The organism is Roseiterribacter gracilis (genome assembly GCA_018332375.1).
GTDB lineage: Bacteria > Pseudomonadota > Alphaproteobacteria > BOG-932 > Roseiterribacteraceae > Roseiterribacter > Roseiterribacter gracilis.
On sequence record BOPV01000001.1, the window covers coordinates 3,923,130 to 3,939,144 of the forward strand.

At 61.5% G+C, this 16,015-nt stretch carries 10 protein-coding genes, 2 tRNA genes and 3 rRNA genes; 8 read left to right on the plus strand and 7 right to left on the minus strand.

Annotation, left to right across the window (positions count from 1 at the left end):
* The first annotated feature begins 8 nt into the window (after positions 1-8).
* Together TMPK1_RS19555 and TMPK1_RS19560 are read left to right on the plus strand one after the other, a co-directional pair.
* A complete protein-coding gene (locus tag TMPK1_RS19555) occupies positions 9-932 on the plus strand; it encodes a haloalkane dehalogenase (protein WP_420245203.1) in 924 nt (307 codons plus the stop codon).
* A complete protein-coding gene (locus tag TMPK1_RS19560; RefSeq protein ID WP_420245205.1) occupies positions 933-2,360 on the plus strand; it encodes an aminotransferase-like domain-containing protein in 1,428 nt (475 codons plus the stop codon).
* 69 nt (positions 2,361-2,429) lie between these two features.
* Here TMPK1_RS19560 and TMPK1_RS19565 read toward each other — a convergent pair whose 3' ends face one another.
* From TMPK1_RS19565 to TMPK1_RS19595, 7 genes are all read right to left on the minus strand, one after another.
* A complete protein-coding gene (locus TMPK1_RS19565; RefSeq protein ID WP_420245207.1) occupies positions 2,430-2,555 on the minus strand; it encodes a hypothetical protein in 126 nt (41 codons plus the stop codon).
* A gap of 202 nt (positions 2,556-2,757) precedes the next feature.
* Positions 2,758-2,913, minus strand: a complete 156-nt coding sequence (locus TMPK1_RS19570) for a hypothetical protein (protein WP_420245208.1) — start codon at positions 2,911-2,913, stop codon at positions 2,758-2,760.
* The gene (locus TMPK1_RS19575) at positions 2,910-3,224 is read right to left on the minus strand and encodes a hypothetical protein (protein ID WP_420245209.1); all 315 of its coding nucleotides are present in this window, start codon (positions 3,222-3,224) and stop codon (positions 2,910-2,912) included. Before TMPK1_RS19575 ends, TMPK1_RS19570 begins: the two co-directional genes overlap by 4 nt.
* Entirely contained in the window at positions 3,221-3,682 is a 462-nt protein-coding gene (locus TMPK1_RS19580; RefSeq protein ID WP_420245210.1) for a 4'-phosphopantetheinyl transferase family protein, read from the minus strand. The genes TMPK1_RS19575 and TMPK1_RS19580 overlap by 4 nt, the downstream gene beginning before the upstream one ends.
* Positions 3,679-7,665, minus strand: coding sequence for a Pls/PosA family non-ribosomal peptide synthetase (locus TMPK1_RS19585; RefSeq protein WP_420245212.1), 3,987 nt, complete (start codon positions 7,663-7,665; stop codon positions 3,679-3,681). Before TMPK1_RS19585 ends, TMPK1_RS19580 begins: the two co-directional genes overlap by 4 nt.
* Positions 7,666-7,766: 101 nt before the next feature.
* Positions 7,767-8,615, minus strand: a complete 849-nt coding sequence (locus TMPK1_RS19590; protein ID WP_420245214.1) for a class I SAM-dependent methyltransferase — start codon at positions 8,613-8,615, stop codon at positions 7,767-7,769.
* Positions 8,612-10,024, minus strand: coding sequence for a peptidoglycan DD-metalloendopeptidase family protein (locus TMPK1_RS19595; RefSeq protein ID WP_420245216.1), 1,413 nt, complete (start codon positions 10,022-10,024; stop codon positions 8,612-8,614). Before TMPK1_RS19595 ends, TMPK1_RS19590 begins: the two co-directional genes overlap by 4 nt.
* Before the next feature lie 95 nt (positions 10,025-10,119).
* Between TMPK1_RS19595 and TMPK1_RS19600 the strand changes: the two genes are divergently transcribed.
* From TMPK1_RS19600 to rrf, 6 genes are all read left to right on the plus strand, one after another.
* Entirely contained in the window at positions 10,120-10,374 is a 255-nt protein-coding gene (locus TMPK1_RS19600) for a hypothetical protein (protein ID WP_420245218.1), read from the plus strand.
* A gap of 409 nt (positions 10,375-10,783) precedes the next feature.
* Positions 10,784-12,268, plus strand: a 16S ribosomal RNA gene (locus TMPK1_RS19605).
* Positions 12,269-12,450: 182 nt separating this feature from the next.
* A tRNA-Ile gene (locus tag TMPK1_RS19610) sits at positions 12,451-12,527 on the plus strand.
* 62 nt (positions 12,528-12,589) lie between these two features.
* Positions 12,590-12,665: transfer RNA gene (locus tag TMPK1_RS19615), tRNA-Ala, on the plus strand.
* A gap of 314 nt (positions 12,666-12,979) precedes the next feature.
* Positions 12,980-15,724, plus strand: a 23S ribosomal RNA gene (locus TMPK1_RS19620).
* 131 nt (positions 15,725-15,855) lie between these two features.
* Positions 15,856-15,970 (plus strand): 5S ribosomal RNA (gene rrf, locus TMPK1_RS19625).
* Together the 16S, 23S and 5S rRNA genes with 2 tRNA genes alongside form the textbook arrangement of a ribosomal RNA operon.
* The last annotated feature ends 45 nt before the right edge of the window (positions 15,971-16,015 follow it).

Sequence of the window (16,015 nt, forward strand, 5' to 3'; positions counted from 1 at the left end):
TAGTGAGCTTGAGTACGAATTGGGCGCCCCCTTCCAGCGCCGACCCGCATTTCAGAAAGCGCGTCCAAGTCCTCGATAGCGAGATCGCGTATGTCGATGTCGGAGAAGGCGATCCGATCGTTTTCCTGCACGGCAATCCGACCTCGTCCTATCTCTGGCGCAACATCATTCCGTTCGTTGCCGATCGCGGTCGTTGCCTGGCGCCGGATCTGATCGGCATGGGCCAGTCGGGACCTTCGCCCGCGGGCGCGTACCGATTTCAAGATCACGTGCACTATCTCGACGCCTGGTTCGCCTCGCTGCAGCTTACGCGCAACGTGACCTTGGTCTTGCACGACTGGGGTTCGGCGCTGGGATTTTACTGGGCGTCGCGCCATCCACACAGCGTGCGCGCCATCGCTTACATGGAAGCTTTGGTGCAACCGCGCCTGTGGTCGGATTTTCCGGCTGGCCGTGACGAGATTTTCCGCGCCTTGCGTTCGCCGCGCGGCGAACAGATGGCGCTGAAAGAGAATTTCTTCGTCGAAGCGGTTTTGCCGCGCAGCATCCTGCGCACGCTCGACGATGCCGAGATGGACGCCTATCGCGCTCCGTTCGCCGCGCCGGCGCGGCGCGTCCCAACCCTCAGCTTCGCGCGCGACTTGCCGATTGAAGGCGCGCCGGCCGACGTCGTCGAGATCGTCGAGCAATACGGTGCTTGGGCTGCGCACAGTCCGGTGCCCAAGCTGTTCATCAACGCCGAGCCGGGCGCCTTGCTGGTGGGGCGGGCGCGCGACTTCTGCCGCAGCTGGCTCAATCAACGCGAGGTGACGGTGCGCGGCATTCATTACGTGCAGGAAGATTCGCCGACCGAAATCGGGTTGGCGCTGCGTGATTTCATCGATGATCAGCGGCTGGACCAGGCCGCGCAGACAATAGCGGTGGTAGCGTAAATGGCTCGTCGTCGAATCAGCCTGCCGTTGCGGCAGCTCTCCGATCCCGAAGCAGATGGTCCGCCGCGCTACGAGCGCCTGGCCGACGAATTGCGGCGTCTAATCCTGTGCGGCAGCATCGGTCCGGCGCGCCAAATTCCGTCCGAGCGCGAGCTGGCGCGCGAATTCGCAGTGTCGCGCAATACCGTCGCCGCCGCGATTGGCTTGCTGGTGCAGGAAGGGCTGCTGCAACGACGCGCCAGTTCCGGCACCTATGTCGCCGATCCGATTCCGTCGCACCTGCTGCCGGCCGACATGCCGGTCGCGCGTGTCGTGCAGTCGCAATCGCGCACAGCACCCGGCGGCTCGGCTGCGACTCGTGTCCTGACGCCGTGCGTTGCCAGCACGGAATCGTTTCCGCGGCCGCGTTGGTCGCGCTTGCTGGGCCAGGCTGCGAGCGGGCCGTTCGGCCTGATGACGCCGCCCGTCGGCGGGCTGGATGCAACACGCGCCGCAATCGCGGCCTATGTATCGCAGACACGCGGTGCGCGCTGCGCGCCCGAGCAGGTGGTTCTTCTGTCGTCGCTGCGGGCTGGATTCGAGTTGGCTGCGCGCCTGCTGCTGAATCCGGGCGACGTGGCAATGGTCGAGGATCCGTGCGATCCCGCGCTGTTGCCGCCGCTGCGCGCGGTCGGCGCACGCGTCGCCAGCATTCCGTTCGAACGCAGCGGCATCGACACCAGCCAGATCGCCGGCGTGCGTCTGCTTGTCGTCGAGCCAACGCATCAAATGCCGACCGGCTTCAGCGCCGATCTGCACAATCGCGTCGCGATGCTGGCCTGGGCCGCAAGCAACAATGGCTGGATCGTCGAGCTCGATCGCGGCAGCGAGCTGCGCCATGACGGGCGCGCGCAAGCCAGCCTGCAGGCGCTCGATCAAAGCGGACGCGTCCTTCAGCTCGGCAGTTTCGACCAGACGTTTTTCGGCGGCATCGGCATCGCCTACGCAATTCTGCCGCGCGCGCTCGCAGTTCGATTTGCCGACGCGGCCTGTGCCGCAGGTGTCGAACCGCCGTCGCTGTTGCAGGCGGCGTTTGCCAGCTTCATCGATCGCGGTCATGCGACGGCGCATTTGCTGCGCCTGGCGCCGCTCTACCGCGAACGGCGCGCCGCGTTGCTCGAGGGGCTGCGGCCGATCGAACATATGTTCGAGGTCGGACCGTCGGATGCGGGTCTACATGTGACGTTGTTCGCGCGTCGTCCGATCGATGATTTTGCGCTGGCTGCGCAAGCAGCACGCCGCGGTCTAGGAATCGCGCCTTTATCGATCCATTGCCAGGAACGACCGGCGTCGGGGTTGGTGCTTGGCTATGTCGGGGCCAGCACCATCGGCGTGCACAACGCGGTGCGCAGCCTTGCCGAACTGCTGCCACAAGCGGTGGCGGCGTAGGCCGGATGCGGAAAAGCCCGCGAAGAGCGCGGGCTTTCAAGCGACCGGAAGGTCGGTCGGCGTCTCTTATTAGTAGATGCCGCCGGCACCACCACCCGAGCCGCCGGCCGGAGCCGACGCAGTCGAGCCGTTGAACAGCGACGTCGCTGCCGGAAGCTTTACGTGCGGGAGCTGCTCGACGTGGCGCGGGGGCAAGTTTTGGACCGTGGGAGGCGGAGCGCCTCGGCCGGTCGGCCTCAACTGCACGATTGGCGCGGTCGGAATCGGCGCGAGAGCAGCCATGGGAGTTCTTCCAAGGTCAGTTGCGGTGCGGCAATTCTTGCCGAAGCGTCAGGAATTTTACAAGCTTTCTGGAACGTTTGACCTTTAAAGCCTTGCGAACGTTCAGATTTCTGCTTTAGCCGGTGCCGCCATCGTCCCTCGGACCGGGCTTATTGGCGCGACGGCGCAGCTCATCCGCACCCAAGCCCGCTGGAGTCGCACCCTTGCTGGTGCCGTCCTCGGGCAGTTTGCCCGGGTTGTCGGTGGCGTCGTCGGTCTTGGTATCGCTCATGATTTTCGAACTCGCCGCGCGCGCCAGCGGTTCCACGCCGCCTGGATCGGAATCATCGCCGCCGCGGTTGCGCGTTTGAACCAAGGAATGTCCTGACTCAGCAGCAGCGCGCCGACCGGCAGCATCCAAATGCCAAGGATCGGCAGGAACGAGAAGACGCCACCCAGCATCAACAGAACCGCGACCGGAATGCGAAGCCACCGGCGTCGGGGCGCGCGCAGCCAGTCGAGGATGCGACGCAAGCGGTGCGGCAATTTCTTTTCGTGCTCGACGATCCAGCGTTCGGCTTCTTCGGCGCTGGGAAATTTCATCCAAGCGTCGCGCGTGCGATCCAGCGCGGCTCCAGCGCCGCCCGCGTACCCGCGACAGTGCCGATGAAACGCTTGCCGTCATGTTCAACGCGGAACGGCGAAATCGGTAGAGCGGGCGCAGGACCGGTCAGTCCGACACCCGCAGCCTTGCCGCGCGATTCGAGCGACGTCCATGCAGCGAAGAACGCGTCGAGCGGATCCGCCGCGCGCCAAATCGCGCTGCGTGTATCGGCGTCGAGAAACGCGGCCGCGATGCGCGGCCAATCTTCGATCTCGCGAATCTGTTCGAGGTCGACGCCGATCGGACCGTCGTCGCTCCACACGAACGCGCCGACGTCGCCGCTGCGCGTCCAACTATAGGTGCCGTTGCTCTGTTGCGCGGCCAGCGCCGCTGCAACACGCCGACCTTCGTCGCGGGGCGCGTCGGCCAAATCGACCAGCAGCAGAACCGTGCTCATGTTGCCGAACGCCGTGCTGGCGCGCCGACCCAGCTTGTGCCGGCTGCAAGACGTTCGCCTTTCATCAGCAGCGACAGATCGCCGAGCCGCGAGCCCGCTTCCATTTCGGTGTCGTACAGCACGGTCGCCGAACGCCCGACCGAACAGCCGGGGCCGATCCGCACATAGCCCATCTTCATCACGCGATCTTCGAACAGATGCGTTTGCAGATCGGTGTCCTGGCCGATCTCGGCTTCGTCACCGATTTCGACCAGATCGAATTCGGTGATGAAGCTGGTCTCGAGCCAGACGCGCTTGCCGATCTTGGTGCCGAAGGCGCGCAGCACCAGCGGTGCGATCGGCGTTCCAAGCACAATGTCGAGCAGCAGCGGCACGACGATGGTTTCGTAGAGACCGGTAACCAACTCGCTGGTCCAGACCCAGGCGCTCCACAACGGTACGGTCTTTGGTTTGTAGGCGCCGATGACGACCCATTTCACCGCAATCACGAAGCCGGTTGCGACCAGCGCGTAGCCGGCGACTGCGAACGGGGCGAGCAGGATCAACTGCCACAGATCGTTTTCTTCATAGAGATCGTTCAGCGCCGCGATGATCGCGAACAAGGTGACGATCTGTAGCCCGAACGGCAGCGTGGCGCGGAAGAACTCGATCGCGTAGCGCGCCAGCACCAATCGCTTCGGCGGGTGATAGGTGCGCGTCGCGTCGATGCCTTGCACGATTTCACGACCAGGCAGGCGCATCGCGGGGCAGCCGAGCCAAGCCGAGCCAGGTTCGAGTCGCGTGACGCCGGGCGGTGGCGCCGACATCACCGCAAGCAACGCGTCGTCGCCGACCTCGGTGCCGGCGCGCACCAGCGCCGAATTGCCGATGAAGGCGCGCGCGCCAATCGTCGTCGGTGCAAACCCGACCCAGTCGCCGAATCGTTTCGGCGCGCCGACCGTCGACGCATCGGCGATGAACGCATCAGGGCCGACCGTCAGCAGATCGATCGATAGCGGTGCGTCGGACGAACATTCGGCGCCCTTGCCGATTTTGCCGCCGAACAAGCGCAACACCCACGGGAAATAGAGCGTGCCGGTGAACGGGCGCAAAAACTCCATCGCCAGATCGATCAGACGCTGCGCCGCCCAATGACGGACATAGACGCTGCTGGTACGGCGATAGAGGCCGGCCACGAGTCGCGGCAGCAGCAGGCGCTTGATCAACGTCACCAGCACCAGCAGCAGGCCGAGAAACACCGCTGCTGCGATGGGCGCGACGACGAGCGACAAAAGCAGACTGTCGTTCCAGGCTTGCAGGAACAAGGTGAAGCCGGGAATCGCGGCTGCCAGCGGCACCAGCACGATCACGAACGCCCACACCGCCTGGAACACGCGCACGAATGCGCCGGTCGCGGGATGTGCGTCTTCGGCCAATGCGCGTTCGCGCACCGCGCCAAGCAACGGATCGACCGTCGATGCGGGTTGCACGGGCGAACCCGCCCACAGGGTGCTGCTCTGCAGATGCGATCCGCGCGGAACCAGCGACTGGTCGGCGATCAGCACGTCGTCGCCAAGCACGACGTCGGGCGCCAACACCGAATTGGTTCCGACGTAGGATCGCGCGCCGACGCGGATCGGGCCGATACGCAGCCGTCCGCGCACGATCTGATAGCCCAGCATCTGCGCGTCTTTGCCGATCGTCGTGCGCGCATCGATGGTCAGCAGGTCGGGCGCCATGATCGCGTCGGTGCCAAGCACGACGCCGTTGCCGATCTTGGCACCCAGCAAACGGTAATAGGTATTCAGCAGCGGGCTGTGCACGAGGAAGCGCACCGGCGCCATGGTCAGCAGCCGGCGCACCAGCCAGAAGCGGAAGGCGTAGAGTCCGTAGGCGTCATAATCGCCGGGTTTGATGCGGCCGATGATCAGCCACTTCAACGGCACCGATGCGAGGATCAGGCCGGGGTAATAGACTGACATCGACAGCAAAGTCAGGCCGACGATGAATTGCAATTCGCCGAACGTGGAGTCCGGATCGTAGACGATGGTGGCGACCGGCAGAATGTACTGCGCGGCCACCAGCAGATAGAGCGCGTAGACGCCGATCATCTGTCCGGCCGAGAACAACGCCCACCGCCACAATGGAACGCGCGATGCGGGCGCGGCCGCGACATGCTCGGTTTCGATCGGCGGTGCGGTGATCGCCGCAGCAAGCACGCGCACCGTCGGGTAGGTGTAGAGATCGGCGACGCCGAGATGCGCGAAGTCGGGTGTTCCGCGCAGATCCGACACGACGCCTGCGGCGAGCAGCGAATGGCCGCCGAGATCCTGAAAGAAATCGTCGTCGACCGAGACCGTCTCGCGCCCGAACCGTTTGGCGAAGGCGGCGGCGATGATGCGTTCGCGGTCGTTGGTCGGTTCAGCGAACGGGCGCGCGCTGCTGACGCGTGGCGTCGTCGGCGCCGGCAGGCGTTTGCGATCGATCTTTCCCGACGGCAGGCGCGGAAGATCGCTCACCGTCTCGACGAAGGCGGGCACCATATAGGCGGGCAGCTTGCCGCGCGCCCAGGCGACGAGATCCTGCCCGATCGAAGTTTCGAATCCCGCCGCCGGCACGACATGCGCGACAAGTTCGATCGAACCGTCATGTTCGGTGTGCGCGCTGACCGCAAGTGCGCGCACGCCTTCGACGTCGGCGAGCGCATTTTCGATTTCGCCCAGCTCGACGCGATAGCCGCGGATTTTGACCTGGTCGTCGACGCGGCCGAGAAACAAGATCTCGCCGTTCTCGACGCGAACGCGGTCGCCGGTGCGATAGAGACGCTGCGGTGCCTGATGATCGGGATCGGGATTGGCGGTGAAACGCGTTTGGTCGACGCCGATGCCGAGATAACCGCGTGCGAGCTGCGGGCCGCCGACCCACAATTCACCTTCGGTGCCTGGCAGACGCGGCTGCATCGCATCGTCGAGCACGTAGGCGCTGTGGTTCGGCAGCGGCGTACCGATCGTGAGTTTGCGATCGGCGACGATCTCTTGCGCCGTGATGATCACGGTCGCTTCGGTCGGACCGTACGTGTTCAGCACGCGTCGACCGTTGGTCAGCCAACGGCGCGCTACCTCAGGCGGGCATGCTTCGCCACCGAGAATAAGCAGGCGCAGTGACGGCAAGTTCGGATCGAGCAACGCGGCCAAGGTTGGCACGGTCGACAAGACCGTCGCGCGATGACTGGCAAGCCAAGGACCAAGATCGGGGCCAGAGCGGGCGACGACGGCAGGTGCTTGCAACAACGTCGCGCCGTTGGCGAAGGCGCACCAGACTTCTTCGACCGCCGCGTCGAAGGCGAGGGTGAATCCTTGATAGACGCGATCGTCTTGTCGCATCGCATAGAGGCGCGACGCGGCGCGCACGTAATGCACGACCGACATATGTTCAACCGCGACGCCTTTCGGCCGTCCCGTCGAACCCGACGTGAAGATGATGTAGGCGAGATCGCGCGGACCCGCGTCGTGCGTCGCGTCGGGCGGCAATGCGCTGGCATCGAGCGCGTGCAACATGTGCGCAATCTTGTCGAGATCGAGCGTCGGCACCGCGAACGGCGCGCCGAGATCGAGATCGGACGTCGCCAACAAAAGCTTGGCGTTTGAGTCTTCGAGAATCGCCGCGATGCGTGCGCGCGGAAACCCCGGATCGAGCGGCACATAGGCGGCGCCCGCAAGCAGCGTCCCCAGAATCGCGACATAGGCGAGCGGCGTGCGATCGAGCAGCAACGCGACCGCGTCACCGCGACCAATGCCTTGCGCGCGCAAATGCCGTGCAAGCCGGTTCGCGTGCGCCGACAATTCGGCGTAGGTCCAGCTCTTCTCGTCGGTTTCAACCGCGATGCGATCGCCGTGCGCCGCGACGGTCGCCGTAAACAGATCATGCAGCCGTGCCGGCGCCAGCAATTCGGGCGCGACGGGGCCGTCCAGGCGGGCAGCACGGAAGGATTGGGTGATCTGCATATTGCTTCGCGTCGGCCGACGCGCCGTCTCTGTCAAGCGCCCGCCCCTTTCGAAAGCCTCATGCAATCAACCCAACGCCATCGGGCGCTGGAGGATCCATGTCAGGCGCGGGCGGTCGCGATCCATGCGCTGGCTGGCGCGGTGACGCGGCCGTTGCTGGTCCAGGCTGCGATTCGCGTGGCCATCACGTCGCGAATGCGGGCACGGACCGATTCGTCGGCAGCAGCAATCAACGGCGCGCTAGGGCCAAGCTTCATCGACAGGCGCAGCACATCGTCCGGCACGCCGCCGGCTGGTGCGATGATGGTGTCGACGCGTGCGATCTCAATCTTTTGCCAGCCCGACTCGGCCAGCGCCCGGCGCAACCGGTCGGGATCGTCAAAGCCGAACGGGCCCGGTGCACCCGGCGGCGATTCGGGCGGTGGTTCGATCAGGCCCTGTGCCGACTCCCAGGCGAGTCGCATCCAAGGATTGGCGGCGACCTCTGCCCAACTCAACAGCGCAGCACGCCCGCCGGCCGCCTGACCGCGCAGATGCGTAAAGGCGGCGACAGGGTCGTCGAAAAACATGAAGCCGAAGCGCGATGCGATTAGATCGAAGGGCACATCGGCACGGAATCGCGCCGCATCTTCTTCGCGAAACTCGATTTGCAGGTCCCGCGCGGCTGCGCGTTCGCGCGCGATGGCTAGCTGCGATGGCGAAAGATCGAGGCCCACGACACGGCCTTGGCGTCCGACAAGCTCGGCCAGCGCGAGGGATGTGCCGCCGCAGCCGCAGCCGACATCCAGCACGCGTTCGTTCGTTTGCGGCGCTGCGGCTGCGATCAGCGCGTCGTTGAACGGCGCGAATGTCGCGTCGATTTGCGGATAAAAACGCGCCCAGACGTCGCCGGCTTGCTCGCGCCAGCGCAGTGCTTGGGCTGAGGGTTCGGCTTGGTTGTCGTTGCTCAACAGGGGGCGTCAGCGCGGCAAGCGACGGGAACGACCGTCGTGCGTGCGCTCGCCAGGATCACCCCGGTACCCAACGATGCGACCTGCGTTTCGCGATCGCCGATCACTTTCGCGAAGGCGACGAGATCGCGGCCCTCGAGATTGGTGCCGGCGGGCAGCATCGTGTTGTTGGGATTCACCTGCTCGCCGTTTTTCATCACTTCATAGTGAAGGTGCGGGCCGGTCGAGTTGCCCGTCGTGCCGACATAGCCAATCACTTGGCCTTGGCGAACATGCGCGCCCGGCTGGATGTTGGCGGCGAAGCGCGAAAGATGCGCATAGGCGGTCGTCATCTGGGCGTTATGCTTGACTTTGATTAGGCGGCCATAACCGCCAGCCCAATTGGCGTGATCGACGGTGCCGTCACCGGCGGCATAGACCGGCGTGCCCTGCGGCACACCGAAATCGACGCCTTTATGCATGCGGGTAAAGCCCAGCAGCGGATGGCGGCGCATTCCGAAGGCCGAGGTCAGCTTGGCGCCATCGACCGGGGTACGCAGCAGCGATTTGCGCACGCTCTTGCCGGTGCGGTCGTAGAAATCGACCGAGCCGTCTTCATGCTTGTAGGCGTAGACCTGTTTCACTTTGCCCGACAGCGTCAGCTGCGCGTACAGCAGCTCGCCGCTGCGTACCGGCTCGCCAGCGTCGGTCATCTGCATGTCGTACATGACTTCGAACTTATCGCCCGGCTGCAGATCGCGCTGAAAGTCGACGTCGTACGAGAAGGCCTTGATCATGCCCTGCAGCACTTGGCTCGGCACGGCGGCGTTGGCGGCCGCTTCAAACAGGCTTGAGCGAATCGTGCCGCGCGCTGCGACGGTGCGCGACGACAATGCGCGTTTGGCCGTCGTGGCAGCGAACTGCACGCCGCTATTGCGCGTCACCGAAACGGTGCGCTCGGCATCGGGATCGAATTCGATGCCGCGGAAGCTTTGCGGCTGGCTGCGATCGAACAGCAGCGTGAAGGACTGGCCCGCGCGCGCCTTGCGCACGTCATAGGCCGACTTCATCGCCTCGATCGTGGCGCGGGCTTCGTCGCCCGACACTTCATTGCGGACCAGCAGGGCGGTCAGTGTGTCGCCGTCTTCCAGTTCGACCGTGACGCGACTCAGCCGATTCGCAGCAGCGCGGGCGGCAAACGGGTCGAGTTGGAAATGTGCGGGTTGGAATTGGGCTTCGAAATCCAACGTGGCGGTCGAAGCGGCCGGCGCAGTCTGCGCGATCTGTGTCTTGGATTTGCCGCCGAACAAGCCAGCGACTCGGGTGACGGCACCTTCAACGCCACCTGGGACCAGGTGCGCGAAGGTGAGAAGGGTGGCGACGACTGTCGTCGGCGCAAAAAGCCGTGCTTTGACCGAGCGTGCTTGCACGCGTCCCCCAACTACTGTGTCGGCCCTGCTGCCGCGCGCTTCTTATGGAGACTGCTGATTAACAGCGTGTTTCCGCGTCACGTGGCGGGGCGACGATGAAGCACCCCGCGCGCGAGCGTCAACCGTTCGCGCGCATATCGGCGCGTTTTTATTCGCGTTTTCCCGCTGAATCAGAAGTTGTGCCGATCGCGGCGAAAGGGGGCTTGACCCGCAAGATCGAGATCGTCATAACCCGCGCCTCGCCGACGACCCCGGTCGCTGGCGACGCCTTTCAGGGCGGCACCGTTGCCTCGTTGAGCTTCGAAAAAAGTTCAAAAAAGGGGGTAGACAGCGGGAACCGACCTGACTAGGTTCTGGGCCTCCGGCGACGGCCACTTGGTCGACGGCGGTTCCCAGAAGCCCAGGGTGCAATGCACGGCGCTAGTCGCCGAAGTCATTTGCGTTTGGGCGACAGATTTTGAAGCCTGGTTTCTGCAGGCTGTATCCCAACGGGATGCGGCGGCGGGGATCGGTTTCGCCGGCTCCTAGAGTCGGGCGGTCTTCGGACCGCGGTTTTTGAACATCGTTGTTTCATGAGAAGGGATGCGCAGGCGGCGGTTCGGCCATCACGTGTTTGGCGGCCTTAAAGCCTCGTACTGTGCATCCTAAAGTATTCGAATGGTTCGAAAGAACTGTTCGGTACGTTTATGTACATGCGAGGCCCTATTTTTGAGTTTTGGCCGAACGGTTCGAAAGAAACGGGTCGGCCAGAGCGAAGATCAACTTGAGAGTTTGATCCTGGCTCAGAACGAACGCTGGCGGCAGGCCTAACACATGCAAGTCGAACGCACCTTCGGGTGAGTGGCGCACGGGTGAGTAACGCGTGGGAACGTGCCCTTTGGTTCGGAATAACCCCGGGAAACTGGGGCTAATACCGGATATCTCCTATGGGAGAAAGATTTATCGCCAAAGGATCGGCCCGCGTTGGATTAGCTAGTTGGTGGGGTAAAAGCCTACCAAGGCGACGATCCATAGCTGGTCTGAGAGGATGATCAGCCACACTGGGACTGAGACACGGCCCAGACTCCTACGGGAGGCAGCAGTGGGGAATATTGGACAATGGGCGCAAGCCTGATCCAGCCATGCCGCGTGAGTGATGAAGGCCTTCGGGTTGTAAAGCTCTTTCGACGGGGACGATGATGACGGTACCCGTAGAAGAAGCCCCGGCTAACTTCGTGCCAGCAGCCGCGGTAATACGAAGGGGGCAAGCGTTGTTCGGAATTACTGGGCGTAAAGGGCGCGTAGGCGGCTTCGTCAGTCAGGTGTGAAAGCCCTGGGCTCAACCCGGGAACTGCATTTGATACTGCGAAGCTCGAATCTCGGAGAGGTTGGTGGAATTCCCAGTGTAGAGGTGAAATTCGTAGAGATTGGGAAGAACACCGGTGGCGAAGGCGGCCAACTGGACGAGTATTGACGCTGAGGCGCGAAAGCGTGGGGAGCAAACAGGATTAGATACCCTGGTAGTCCACGCTGTAAACGATGTGTGCTAGCCGTCGGGGTTCCTAGAACTTCGGTGGCGTCGCTAACGCTTTAAGCACACCGCCTGGGGAGTACGGTCGCAAGATTAAAACTCAAAGGAATTGACGGGGGCCCGCACAAGCGGTGGAGCATGTGGTTTAATTCGAAGCAACGCGCAGAACCTTACCAGCTCTTGACATGGGTATCGCGGTTCCCGGAGACGGGATCCTTCAGTTCGGCTGGATACCACACAGGTGCTGCATGGCTGTCGTCAGCTCGTGTCGTGAGATGTTGGGTTAAGTCCCGCAACGAGCGCAACCCTCATCGTTAGTTGCCATCATTTAGTTGGGCACTCTAGCGAAACCGCCGGTGACAAGCCGGAGGAAGGCGGGGATGACGTCAAGTCCTCATGGCCCTTATGGGCTGGGCTACACACGTGCTACAATGGTAGTGACAGTGGGGTGCAATACCGCGAGGTGGAGCAAATCCCAAAAAGCTATCTCAGTTCAGATCGCACTCTGCAACTCGAGTGCGTGAAGGTGGAATCGCTAGTAATCGTGGATCAGCACGCCACGGTGAATACGTTCCCGGGCCTTGTACACACCGCCCGTCACACCATGGGAGTTGGTTTTACCCGAAGCCGGTGCGCTAACCGCAAGGAGGCAGCCGTCCACGGTAAGGTCAGCGACTGGGGTGAAGTCGTAACAAGGTAGCCGTAGGGGAACCTGCGGCTGGATCACCTCCTTTCTAAGGAACTGCCAAGCAACGGGCGGTTTCGATCGCGAGATCGAATACAGACTTTGTCTGTATCGAACCGCCGTCTACGCATCCCTTCTCACAGATCTTCATTACGACGATCGTCGTTCGCTGCCGGTTTTGCGTTTGCAAAGTTGGGCAGTGAATAGGCAAGCGATCGTGCGACCGAACGGGGGCTAGTAGCTCAGTTGGTTAGAGCACACGCTTGATAAGCGTGGGGTCGGAGGTTCAAGTCCTCCCTGGCCCACCACTCCGATCGTCGTCAGCGCGCGCAGAACTGCGCAGCGCTCGATTGGTTTTGGTGCTGGACATGGGGCCGTAGCTCAGTTGGGAGAGCGGTAGCTTTGCAAGCTTCAGGTCGTCGGTTCGATCCCGTCCGGCTCCACCATTTCCCCGGTTACGAAGAAGATCTGCGAGAAGACACGAGATCCGGTCGCTGAAGAAGCGGTCGGCAGTGGCGTGCGTTGCGCGCGCCTGGTTTGTTGGACAGCGTAAATAGGGTTCATGACCAATGGTGGCTCGAAGAGGAGCATCACCAAGTCGGTTACGAACAAACTCAAAAGCACCTACCCGGTGCTGTGACGTCGTTGGACGTCGACGAGTTGTCCGTGAACCACTGGTGCTCGCTTTGAGCTAATTCATTTTCATTTCGAATGCTGAGTGGTCGCGTGTAGCGGGTTCGCCCCTGCGCGTGATCGGAAAATTCAAGCGTTATAAGGGCATTTCGTGGATGCCTTGGCACTGAGAGGCGATGAAAGACGTGACACGCTGCGATAAGCCGTGGGGAGCTGCGAGTGAGCTTTGATCCGCGGATTTCTGAATGGGGAAACCCACCGCATTAGCGGTATCCTGCACTGAATTCATAGGTGCAGGAGGCAAACCCGGGGAACTGAAACATCTAAGTACCCGGAGGAAAGGACATCAATTGAGACTCCGCTAGTAGTGGCGAGCGAACGCGGACCAGGCCAGTGACCTGGAAGTTAGAATCGGAAGCGTCTGGAAAGTCGCGCCAAAGCGGGTGATAGCCCCGTACGAGTAGAATACTTCCAGTGTCCTCGAGTAAGGCGGGACACGTGAAATCCTGTCTGAACATGGGGGGACCATCCTCCAAGCCTAAGTACTCCTCAGTGACCGATAGTGCACAAGTACCGTGAGGGAAAGGTGAAAAGCACCCCGACAAGGGGAGTGAAACAGACCTGAAACGGAATGCCTACAAACAGTAGGAGCGGCCTTGAGCCGTGACTGCGTACCTTTTGTATAATGGGTCAGCGACTTAGTTTGTGCAGCAAGCTTAAGCCGATAGGCGTAGGCGCAGCGAAAGCGAGTCTGAATAGGGCGTTTTAGTTGCACGAATTAGACCCGAAACCCGGTGATCTAGCCATGGACAGGTTGAAGGTGGGGTAACACCCACTGGAGGACCGAACCCACGCCTGTTGAAAAAGTCGGGGATGATCTGTGGTTAGGGGTGAAAGGCCAATCAAACCGGGAAATAGCTGGTTCTCCGCGAAAGCTATTTAGGTAGCGGGTCGAATGATTGCCTCGGGGGGTAGAGCACTGGATGGGCTAGGGGGGCGCGAGCCTTACCAAACCTAACCAAACTCCGAATACCCGAGAGTACAGTTCGGCACACAGACGGCGGGTGATAAGGTCCGTCGTCGAGAGGGAAACAGCCCAGACCGCCAGCTAAGGTCCCCAAGTTATGGCTAAGTGGGAAAGGATGTGGGGTAGCATAGACAACCAGGAGGTTGGCTTAGAAGCAGCCATCCTTTAAAGAAAGCGTAATAGCTCACTGGTCAAGCCGCCCTGCGCCGAAAATGTACCGGGGCTCAAGCCATACACCGAAGCTGCGGATGTGATCTTTTAGATCACGTGGTAGCGGAGCGTTCCGTAAGCCTGCGAAGGCGTCGCCGTGAGGGGCGCTGGAGGTATCGGAAGTGCGAATGCTGACATGAGTAGCGACAAACAGTGTGAGAAACACTGTCGCCGAAAGTCCAAGGGTTCCTGCGCAAGGTTAATCCACGCAGGGTAAGCCGGCCCCTAAGGCGAGGCCGAAAGGCGTAGTCGATGGGAACCACGTTAATATTCGTGGGCCAGTGGATAGTGACGGAGCCAAAACGTTGTCAGTCCTTATCGGATTGGATTGGCAGCTGGAGGCTTCCAGGAAATAGCTTCCACATTAGACCGTACCCGAAACCGACACAGGTGGACTGGTAGAGGATACCAAGGCGCTTGAGAGAATGATGTCGAAGGAACTCGGCAAATTACCCTCGTAACTTCGGGATAAGAGGGCCTCGTTTGTGGGCAACCACGGGCGAGGGGCACAGAAATGGGGGTGGCGACTGTTTATCAAAAACACAGGGCTCTGCTAAGTCGCACAAGACGACGTATAGGGTCTGACGCCTGCCCGGTGCTGGAAGGTTAAAAGGAGAGGTGCAAGCCTTGAATTGAAGCCCCAGTAAACGGCGGCCGTAACTATAACGGTCCTAAGGTAGCGAAATTCCTTGTCGGGTAAGTTCCGACCTGCACGAATGGCGTAACGACTTCCCCACTGTCTCCGACATCAACTCAGCGAAATTGAATTCCCCGTGAAGATGCGGGGTACCCGCGGTCAGACGGAAAGACCCCGTGCACCTTTACTATAGCTTTGCAGTGGCATTAGGGATCGAATGTGTAGGATAGGTGGGAGGCTTTGAAGCATTGGCGCCAGCCAGTGTGGAGCCAACCTTGAAATACCACCCTTGCGATCTCTGATGTCTAACCTCGGTCCATTATCTGGATCAGGGACCCTGCATGGTGGGTAGTTTGACTGGGGCGGTCGCCTCCCAAAGAGTAACGGAGGCGCGCGATGGTAGGCTCAGGCTGGTCGGAAATCAGCTGTCGAGTGCAATGGCATAAGCCTGCCTGACTGCAAGAGCGACGGTTCGAGCAGAGACGAAAGTCGGTCATAGTGATCTGGTGGTCCCGCATGGAAGGGCCATCACTCAACGGATAAAAGGTACGCCGGGGATAACAGGCTGATCTCCCCCAAGAGTCCACATCGACGGGGAGGTTTGGCACCTCGATGTCGGCTCATCACATCCTGGGGCTGGAGCAGGTCCCAAGGGTATGGCTGTTCGCCATTTAAAGTGGTACGTGAGCTGGGTTCAGAACGTCGTGAGACAGTTCGGTCCCTATCTGCCGTGGGTGTTGGAGTATTGAGAGGACTTGTCCCTAGTACGAGAGGACCGGGATGAACGCACCTCTGGTGTATCGGTTGTCACGCCAGTGGCATCGCCGAGTAGCTATGTGCGGACGAGATAACCGCTGAAAGCATCTAAGCGGGAAGCTCCCCTCAAAACGAGTACTCCCTATCAGAGCCGTGATAGACCATCACGTTGATAGGCTGGATGTGGAAGTGCGGCGACGCACGAAGCTAACCAGTACTAATCGCTCGATCGGCTTGAATTTTCTGACACGTCAGGACTTCGGTTCTGATCTTCACGCGCAGCGGTGAAATCGTTGTGCGCGATCAGCAGCATTCAAGTGAATTTGAATTTTTGAACATTGGTCTTTGTATTTACGCCCGTGCGTTCGGACGACCTGGTGGCTCTAGCGAGCGAGAAACACCCGATCCCATCCCGAACTCGGCCGTGAAACCGTTCAGCGCCGATGGTACTTCGTCTCAAGACGCGGGAGAGTAGGTCGCTGCCAGGTCTTCCGAGCGCATGCGCGTAAAACGACAACATGAACCCTATTACA

Coding starts and splice junctions, on each gene's coding strand:
- TMPK1_RS19560 (WP_420245205.1), top strand. CDS start 933: ATGGCTCGTCGTCGAATCAGCCTGCCGTTGCGGCAGCTCTCCGATCCC.
- TMPK1_RS19570 (WP_420245208.1), bottom strand. CDS start 2,913: ATGAGCGATACCAAGACCGACGACGCCACCGACAACCCGGGCAAACTG.
- TMPK1_RS19575 (WP_420245209.1), bottom strand. CDS start 3,224: ATGAAATTTCCCAGCGCCGAAGAAGCCGAACGCTGGATCGTCGAGCAC.
- TMPK1_RS19580 (WP_420245210.1), bottom strand. CDS start 3,682: ATGAGCACGGTTCTGCTGCTGGTCGATTTGGCCGACGCGCCCCGCGAC.
- TMPK1_RS19585 (WP_420245212.1), bottom strand. CDS start 7,665: ATGCAGATCACCCAATCCTTCCGTGCTGCCCGCCTGGACGGCCCCGTC.
- TMPK1_RS19600 (WP_420245218.1), top strand. CDS start 10,120: ATGAAGCACCCCGCGCGCGAGCGTCAACCGTTCGCGCGCATATCGGCG.